We start from the raw sequence: 7060 nt of genomic DNA, 5'->3' as shown, positions 1-7060 counted from the left end.
TTTAAAACTTTACTGAGGGCTTTTTGTTTAAGCAAAAGCTTTCGGCCTTTTCCGTCAATGAAGACCACCAAGAAAGCGTATCCCTGAAAGGCCTTTTGGGGATACCTTCGGGGTGCAGGGGGCTTTTATGGAACCCTCTCGCCGGGATTTAAAAGCCCCCTGCTCGTCCTTTGCCTACTTTCGGACGATTCCGAAAGTAGGGGCCTGCCCGGCCTGAGGGCAGACTAAATCATTCCTGTAATTCAATAGGAAGGACAAGCGGGAGAGGTTTTCTCATGAAAAATCCCGTGGAAGGTTAAGCCGGCTCGCTTTCCGGTTTGGAAAGGCTTACAATAAAGCCCAGCGCCAGCCCGATCAGCATGGGGACGATCCAGCCCATGCCGAAGCTGAAAAAGGGAACGAATCGCTGAAAGAAACCGAGAATACCCTGAATAACCGGCTGGGAGGTAAATCCCTTGGGAAGCGCGTTCAGAAAGTCCGCGACCGCGTCAATCAGCGTAAAGACCATCGTCAGCGAATAAACACACCGCTGGTTTTTCATCAGCGGCGAAAGAAGCGCCAAAAGAATCAGCGCGATTGCCAAAGGATAGAGGAACATCAGAACCGGAATGGAGTACGCGATAATCTGCGTCAGCCCGATATTCGCGATCATGCAGGAAATCGCCGTGAAGACCACGGCATAAGCTTTGTAACCCAGAAATCCCGGGAAGATTTCAAGAAACGTCTTCGAGCAGGCGGTGATCAGCCCGACAGCCGTTTTCAGGCAGGCGAGGGTTACGATAACGGCCAGAAGGATTTCGCCCCAGCTTCCGAAATAATAACGCGCGATCTGCGCCAGAGCGATTCCGCCGTTTTCGGCAAGCTTCAGCTTCCCCATGCTGGAAGCCCCGATGTAAGCCAGACAGCCGTAAATTACGCCCATCAAAAGCAGGCTGACGAAACCGGATTTCAGCGTTCCCGCCGCAATGCCTTTCGGGCTGTCAACGCCCAGATCGCGAAGCGCCTGCACAACAATAATCCCGAACGCAAGCGACGCCAGCGCGTCCATGGTGTTGTAGCCTTCCGTAAATCCCTTGAAGAAGGGCGCCGCCGCGTAGGCACCGTGAACCTGCATCGCCGAAACATTCCCCATCGGTTTTACAAAACTGGTTACAATCAAAACGGCAAGAAAAATAAGAAACAGCGGGTTCAGAATTTTGCCGACCCATGTAAGAATTTTATTCGGCCGCAAAGCGAAAAAGAGGGCGGCGGCAAAAAACAACACCGTAAAACAGACCAGCCCGAAAGCCTGCCGTTCTTCCGGAATAAACGGGGTAAATCCGATTTCATACGATACGGTAGCGGTTCTCGGCAGGGCAAAGAACGGGCCGATCGTCAGATACAGCAAAATGGTCATCGCGTATCCGAATACGGGATGAACGCGGCTGGACAAATCGAAAAGGCCGTTGCTGCCGGACACGCCGATCGCGACGATTCCTAAAAACGGCAGGCCGATTGCGGTTGTTAAAAATCCCGCCGAAGCGGCAAAAACGGACCTTCCCGCTTCCTGCCCCATGTACACGGGAAAAATCAGATTTCCGGCGCCGAAAAACAGCCCGAAAAGCATGGAACCGATTAAAATATAGGATGATGGTGATAAACGCGTATTCTTTTCCAATCGCTGTACTGCCTCCATATAGAACAGAAAAATTGAATGGTTCCCGCACGGAAGGACAAAACCGGCTGCGGCAAACATTTTTATTATACACGGAAGTACCCGGAAAAGAAAGATGCATTTTTTCAGTTTCGCAATTATTGCAGGGCGCTGAATACGGGAGGATCCTGATTTTTCAAATCAACATGAAGAACGCCGTTCGCGCCGCAGCTGGCAAGGAGCACGTCCCGAACGGTATCCACCTTCTGCTTCTTCAGTTCCTTCAGAAGCCATGTCTCGTCTTTTCCCAGCAGGGCAAGGTTCTTTTTCATAATCCTGCCGTCAATAATCAAATTCGCGCACAGACCCTGCTGTTCGGCCTGTATTTTTAAATCCGCATTGGTCACCGTCTGCTTTGCCGTTTTTTTCAGAACGCTGACTTTTCCGTTCGTTTCAAGCAGTGCGAATTCAACGTCCGCAATATTAAAAACGTCTTTGATCCGCAGCTCTTCCAAAAGGTCGTTCACGGTCAGTTTTGCTCTTGTCAGGTTTTTCTCAATGATTTTGCCGTTTTGAATCAGAATCGCGGAATTTCCGTCAAGCAGTCTTCTCGCCAAAATACTTTTGGACGATGCATAGTACAGAATCAGCGGAAAGGCCGCCCAGATCACCATGCCGGTAATTCCCTGCGCAAAGGAGATCCTCGGGTCCACCGACAGCGCGGCGGCAATGGAACCGATGGAAATCCCAACCACATAGTCAAAAAATGTCAGCTGCGAGATCTGTTTTTTCCCCATAATCCGGGCAAGAATAAAAAGTACGATTGCGGCCGTGGTACTCTTAACGGCGGTGTACCCGATTTCAGAAAGCATGAAATCACCCCTTGTTTCTATCATTTCCATGATTTTCGCCGTTAGTACGGGGATCGGTGCCGGAACAACCCGCTTCAATTATAGAACCGAAAAATTTATAAAATTTTTCAAGAACATATTGACATTAAAGCGGAAAGCGGTATAATACAGTTGAACAGGTAAACAACTGAGCAATTGAAAGGAGGTTTTATCACGATGAATTCTTACACACCCGATATAGATAAATGCGACTGCACGATCATCCATGAAGATGTTGTAAACGAAGTAAGCAAACATATGCCTGATGAAGAAAACCTTCTCGACCTTGCGGATTTGTTCAAGGTGTTCGGTGATTCCACCAGAGTAAAGATACTCTGCGCGCTGTTTAAATCGGAAATGTGCGTCTGCGATATTGCCGCGCTTTTAGGCATGACAAAGTCTGCCATTTCGCATCAGCTTCGCGTTTTAAAGCAGTCTAAGCTGATAAAAAACCGCAGAGACGGGAAAGTTGTCTATTATTCCCTCGACGATGAACATGTGAAAAACATTTTTGATCAGGGTCTGGCACATGTCTCGGAATAACTATTTTTTTGCTTTAACAGTTGAACAATTGCTCAATTCATCATACTATAGACAGAACAAGGAAGGGCTGGGGATAGCAATGACAAAACAATATGAACTCGAAGGCCTTTGCTGCGGGAACTGCGCGGCAAAAATCGAACAGGAAGTCTGCGGTTTGGACGGTGTGTCGAAAGCAAACGTTGATTTCGCGTCGAAACTGTTAACGGTTGAACTGACAAACCATGCCATGCCTGAAAATATAGCCAAACAGGCCAGAACCATCGCCAAACGGCATGATTCGGACATCAAACTGAAAGAGCGGGATTTGCCTCAAGCCGGAAAAAAGGTCATGTACCTGCTGGGGCTGGATTGTGCCGACTGCGCCAAAAAAATCGAAACGGCGGTCAGCCAAATGGACGGCGTCCAGTCCGCAACCCTGGATTTCGTAACGCAAAAGCTGACGGTCGAGGCGGCGGAAAAGGGAAAACTGCCCGCCATTATCCGGCAGGCGGCGCAGACGATTCAGGAAATAGAGCCGGACGTGGAAATTTCCTATACCGGAAAAGCGGCCGAAGAAACGCCGGACGACGGTAAAAAACGCCGCCTCCGCCGCGCCGGATTACTGACGGGCGCGGTTCTGTTTCTCATCGGCATGGCCGTTCCACTCCCGCGTACGGCAGAATTCATTCTGTTTCTCATCAGCTACCTTCTGGTCGGCGGGGAAGTGGTGCTCCGGGCAGTCAGGAACATTGCAAAAGGGCAGGTTTTCGATGAGAATTTCCTGATGAGCGTCGCAACGATCGGCGCATTTGGCATCGGCGATTTTGCTGAAGGCGTCGCCGTTATGCTGTTTTATCAGATCGGCGAATTCTTTCAGGACTTGGCGGTCAACCGTTCCCGGAAATCCATTTCCGCCCTCATGGATATCCGCCCGGACTACGCCAATCTGAAAATCGGCGGGGAAGTCCGGAAAGTATCGCCCGAGGAAGTCGGAATCGGCGATATGATTCTGATTCGCCCCGGCGAGAAGGTTCCGCTGGACGGCAAGGTCGTTGAAGGAACGTCTTCCGTGGATACCGCCGCTTTAACAGGGGAATCCCTCCCGCGGGACGTCGAACCGGGAAGCGAAATTCTGTCCGGTTCCGTAAATAAAAGCGGTTTGCTTACAGTCGAAGTAACAAAGGAATTCGGGGAATCCACGGTTACGAAAATCCTCGATCTTGTCCAGAATGCAAGCAGCCAGAAAGCGCCCGCGGAAAACTTCATTACAAAGTTTGCGGGCTATTATACCCCCGTCGTGGTGTTTGCAGCCCTCGCGCTGGCGGTGATTCCGCCGCTCCTCATCCCCGGCACGTCCTTTGCCCAGTGGATTAACCGCGCGCTTACCTTCTTGGTTGTCTCCTGCCCCTGCGCTTTGGTCATCTCCATCCCGCTCAGCTTTTTCGGCGGAATCGGCGGCGCGTCCAAAAAAGGAATTTTGGTAAAGGGCAGCAGTTATCTGGAAGCGTTCAACAATGTTGATACGGTTGTATTTGATAAAACGGGCACGCTTACAAAAGGCAATTTCAAGGTAACAAAAATTCATGCGGAAAACGGATGGAACGAGGACGACCTGCTGTATTACGCCGCCCACGCGGAGCTCTATTCTAGCCATCCGATCGCGGTTTCTATCCGGGAAGCCTACGGAAAAGAACCGGACGCTGCGCAGATTGCGGATTATGAAGAGCTTTCCGGAAAAGGCGTGCGCGTAAAAGTAAACGGAAAAACCGTGCTCGCGGGAAACAGCAAGCTGATGGACGCGGAAAAAATCGAATGGCAGGCTTCTTCCGAAGCAGGAACCGCCGTGTACCTTGCCATAGACGACAGATTTGCCGGGTCGATCGTTATTTCCGATGAAGTCAAGCCGGACAGCGCGCAGGCGATCCGGAACCTGAAAGCAGCCGGCGTGCGCCAAACCGTCATGCTCACTGGAGACAGTAAAGCCGCCGGTGAAAAAGCGGCGCAGGAGCTGGGGCTTGACGCGGTTTATACGGAGCTTCTTCCGCAGCAGAAGGTTGAGCAGATGGAAAAGCTGTACGGCGAGGCCGCAAAGAACGGAAAGCTGGTCTTTGTCGGCGACGGAATTAACGACGCGCCGGTTCTGGCATGCGCGGATGTCGGCGTAGCAATGGGCGGGCTGGGTTCGGACGCGGCGATTGAAGCCGCCGATGTCGTGTTAATGACGGATGAACCCTCGAAGCTGGTCACAGCCATCCGCATTGCGAAAAAGACAAGGCGTATTGTCATGCAGAACGTCATTTTTGCGCTTGGCGTAAAGATCCTGATTCTGATTCTGGCCGCTTTCGGAATCGCCACCATGTGGGAAGCCGTTTTCGGCGACGTCGGCGTTACGATCATCGCCGTCCTGAACGCCATCCGGGCCTCACAGATAAAAAATGACGCATAAAGTTTCAGGAGCCGACCCTTATGCGGGGCCGGCTCTTTTTTTGCCCTCAGACCGGGGGCGCACAGCGCCGATCTGCCGTTTCCCCCGCGTTGCAGAGCGACGCTCCTCCAACGGAATGCTAACGGTGAACTTCGCCAATGAAAACCACAAAGAAAGCGTGTACCCCAAAGGCCTTTTGGGGATACCTCGGGGTGCAGGGGGCTTTTATGGAACCCTCCCGCCGGGATTGAAAAGCCTCCTGCTCGTCCTTTGCCTACTTTCGGACGATTCCTAACGTAGGGGCCCGCCCGGCCTGAGGGCAGACTAAATCATTCCTGTAATTCGATATTTAAGAACCAAAGGATAGGTTCGACCGACCAAAGACCGAGACAAAAGAAAGCGGCCCCTCCCTTTTGAGTTGTTTATTTTGGATGATTCCGTTTTATTTTGGGATAGACTTTGCCTTTATAAATGCTATGATTAATATAAATTCACGAGTAAGAGGGAGGATTTTTATGAAAAAGTTTGTAAAATTGACTGCATTTGCCCTTGCGGTTTGTATGACGGCGGGCGTTTGCGCCGGCTGCGGCAAACCGGCCGGTACGGCGGCTGCCTCGGGTTCCAGCGCGGCAGCGGCGGAAGATAAAACGCTGACGGTTTATACCCCGGATTCGGAAAGCCTGATCAATGCCGTTGTACCGAATTTTGAAAAAGATACGGGTATTAAAGTGAACGTAATTACCGCGGGAACAGGGGAACTTGAAAAAAGAGTGCAATCCGAAAAGGATAATCCTCTGGGAGATGTCTTCTGGGGCGCCGACCCGACCATGCTTTCTCCCATGAAAGAACTGTTTACCGAATATGTTTCCAAAGAGAACGACAATATGGAAGACGATCACAAAAATAAAATGGGATATTTTTCACCGTGCGTCGCGGACGGAACGGTCATTCTGGTTAACAAAGACATCATCGGGGACATCAAAGTCGAAGGTTTTGAAGATTTGCTGAACCCCGCTTTAAAAGGAAAAATTGCATTCTGCGACCCGACGAACTCAAGCTCCGCATTCCAGCAGCTTGTAAACATGCTCTACGACATGGGAAAGGACAATGATCCTTCTTCACAGCAGGCCTGGGATTATGTGGATAAATTCATTAAAAACCTGGACGGAAAGATGGCGAACAGCTCCGGCACGGTACATAAGAGTGTTGCGGACGGCGAATATCCGGTCGGTCTAAGCTGGGAAGACCCTTGCGTTCAATATGTGAAAAACGGTGCCCATGTAGAAGTCGTGTACCCGAAAGAGGGAACGATTTTTACTGAGCAAAGCGTTCAGATTATTAAAAACTGCAAGCACCCGGATAATGCTAAGAAATTTGTGGATTACCTGCTTTCTGAAAAAACTCAGACTATTTTCGGCAGCCAGTTAACGAACCGCCCTCTGCGCAAAAATGTAAAATTAGCGTCCTATATGAAGCCGTTTTCCGAAATGAATATGATGAAGAAATTTGATCCCCAATGGGTTGGCAGCAACAAAGCAACCATGATTAAGGAATACGGCGAGCATTACACCAAATTGCAAGGCTAAAACA

5 protein-coding genes are annotated in these 7060 nt (G+C 50.4%); 3 read left to right on the top strand and 2 right to left on the bottom strand.

The window, feature by feature from the left end; genetic code table 11:
• Positions 1-295: 295 nt before the first annotated feature.
• Positions 296-1657, bottom strand: a complete 1362-nt coding sequence (gene brnQ / locus OUY18_RS05755; RefSeq protein WP_268057779.1) for a branched-chain amino acid transport system II carrier protein — start codon at positions 1655-1657, stop codon at positions 296-298.
• Positions 1658-1791: 134 nt separating this feature from the next.
• Entirely contained in the window at positions 1792-2535 is a 744-nt protein-coding gene (locus OUY18_RS05750; RefSeq protein ID WP_268057778.1) for a DUF421 domain-containing protein, read from the bottom strand.
• 165 nt (positions 2536-2700) lie between these two features.
• Here OUY18_RS05750 and OUY18_RS05745 point away from each other — a divergent pair, with 165 nt between their 5' ends.
• From OUY18_RS05745 to OUY18_RS05735, 3 genes are all read left to right on the top strand, one after another.
• A complete protein-coding gene (locus OUY18_RS05745) occupies positions 2701-3066 on the top strand; it encodes an ArsR/SmtB family transcription factor (RefSeq protein ID WP_268057777.1) in 366 nt (121 codons plus the stop codon).
• Between the two features lie 79 nt (positions 3067-3145).
• Complete coding sequence (locus OUY18_RS05740) at positions 3146-5491, top strand: heavy metal translocating P-type ATPase (protein WP_268057776.1); 2346 nt, start codon at positions 3146-3148, stop codon at positions 5489-5491.
• Between the two features lie 494 nt (positions 5492-5985).
• Complete coding sequence (locus OUY18_RS05735; RefSeq protein WP_268057775.1) at positions 5986-7056, top strand: extracellular solute-binding protein; 1071 nt, start codon at positions 5986-5988, stop codon at positions 7054-7056.
• The last annotated feature ends 4 nt before the right edge of the window (positions 7057-7060 follow it).

It is taken from the genome of Caproiciproducens galactitolivorans (assembly GCF_026672255.1).
Taxonomy (GTDB): domain Bacteria; phylum Bacillota; class Clostridia; order Oscillospirales; family Acutalibacteraceae; genus Caproiciproducens; species Caproiciproducens galactitolivorans_A.
Note: the sequence above shows the minus strand (reverse complement) of the source record. Positions and strands in the feature narration are given on the sequence as shown.

What these genes read in the sequence shown, in the direction of transcription:
- OUY18_RS05750 (WP_268057778.1), bottom strand. Translation starts at nt 2,535, where the DNA reads ATGGAAATGATAGAAACAAGGGGTGATTTCATGCTTTCTGAAATCGGG.
- OUY18_RS05745 (WP_268057777.1), top strand. Translation starts at nt 2,701, where the DNA reads ATGAATTCTTACACACCCGATATAGATAAATGCGACTGCACGATCATC.
- OUY18_RS05740 (WP_268057776.1), top strand. Translation starts at nt 3,146, where the DNA reads ATGACAAAACAATATGAACTCGAAGGCCTTTGCTGCGGGAACTGCGCG.
- OUY18_RS05735 (WP_268057775.1), top strand. Translation starts at nt 5,986, where the DNA reads ATGAAAAAGTTTGTAAAATTGACTGCATTTGCCCTTGCGGTTTGTATG.